Genomic DNA, 1,663 nt, shown 5'->3' with positions numbered 1-1,663 from the left:
TGGGCCATGATGGTCAGCCTCGCCCGCACCTGGCAGCACCACGGCATCCACCCCGACGCCGTCATCGGCCACTCCCAAGGCGAAATCGCCGCCGCCCACATCGCCGGCGCCCTCACCCTCCAAGACGCCGCCCTCATCGTCGCCCGACGAGCCCGAATCCTCCGCACCCTGGCCGGCACCGGCACCATGGCCTCCCTCCCCACCACCGCACAGACCACCACCACCCTCATCACCGAACTCAACCTCACCGACGTCCACATCGCCGCCCACAACTCACCCACCACCACCGTCGTCTCCGGCAACCCCGACCAAATCCACACCCTCGTCACCACCTGCAACACCCACGACATCCGCGCCCGCACCATCGACGTCGACTACGCCTCCCACTGCCCCCACACCGACACCCTCCACCACGAACTCACCCAAGCCCTCAACCCCATCACCCCCCAACCCACCGACAACACCACCGCCTTCTACTCCACCCTCCACGCCACCCACATCACCGACACCACCACCCTCACCCCCGACTACTGGACCAACAACCTCCGCCACCCCGTCCTCTTCCACCAAACACTCACCCAACTCGCCCAAACAGGCCACACCCACTACATCGAAACCAGCCCCCACCCCGTCATCACCACCGCAATCCAAAACACCCTCGACACCACCAACCACCCCCACACCACCACCCACACCCTCCGCCGCAACACCCCCGACACCCACACCCTCACCCACAACCTCGCCACCACCCACACCCACGGCCACACCCCCACCTGGCCCACCACCAACACCACCACACACGACCACACCCCCAACACCACCAACGACCACACCACCAACACCACCCGCAGCCGCACCCCCAACACCACCCGCAGCCGCACCCCCAAACACGTCGACCTCCCCACCTACCCCTTCCAGCACCACCCCTACTGGCTCACCCCCACAACCACCCACACCCCCACCGACGCCACCGCACTCGGCCAACAACCCACCGGCCACCCCCTCATCACCACCGCCATCAACCTCCCCGACCACACCACCCTCTTCACCGGCCGACTCTCCCTCACCACCCACCCCTGGCTCGCCGACCACGCCATCCACGGCACCGTCATCCTCCCCGGCACCGCCCACCTCGACATCGCACTCCACGCCGCCCACCACATCGGCCACCACCACATCGACACCCTCACCCTCGAAACCCCCCTCACCCTCACCCCCGACACCACCCTCACCCTCCACACCACCCTCACCCCACCCGACACCAACGGCAACCGCACCCTCACCACCCACACCCACAACAACACCCACAACAACACCAACACCGCCAACAGCACCGGCAACAGCACCGGCAACAGCACCGGCAAGCACCTGGACCCGCCACGCCACAGCCACCCTCACCCCCACACCCCAACCCCCCACCACAACCCCAACCCCCCAACCCCCCACCACCTGGCCACCCACCAACACCCAACCAATCGACACCACCAACCTCTACAACCACCTCACCACCCTCGGCTACGACTACGGCCCCACCTTCCAAGGCCTCACCCACGCCTGGCACAACCCCACCACCAACACCATCTACGCCAACACCACCCTCCCACCCAACACCCCCACCACCGGCCACACCATCCACCCCGCACTCCTCGACACCGCACTCCAC

At 67.0% G+C, this 1,663-nt stretch carries 1 protein-coding gene and 1 pseudogene; both read left to right on the top strand.

Features of this window, described 5'->3' with window-relative positions; all coding sequences use genetic code 11:
* Nucleotides 1-6 precede the first annotated feature (6 nt).
* A pseudogene (locus tag ACWDSL_RS53305) lies at nucleotides 7-1,233 on the top strand (acyltransferase domain-containing protein); the annotation flags it as partial.
* Between the two features lie 241 nt (nucleotides 1,234-1,474).
* Nucleotides 1,475-1,663 (top strand): polyketide synthase dehydratase domain-containing protein (locus ACWDSL_RS53300; RefSeq protein ID WP_450496981.1); only part of this gene is annotated, 189 nt, incomplete at its 3' end.

Source organism: Streptomyces sp. NPDC000941, assembly GCF_053599555.1.
Note: the sequence above shows the minus strand (reverse complement) of the source record. Positions and strands in the feature narration are given on the sequence as shown.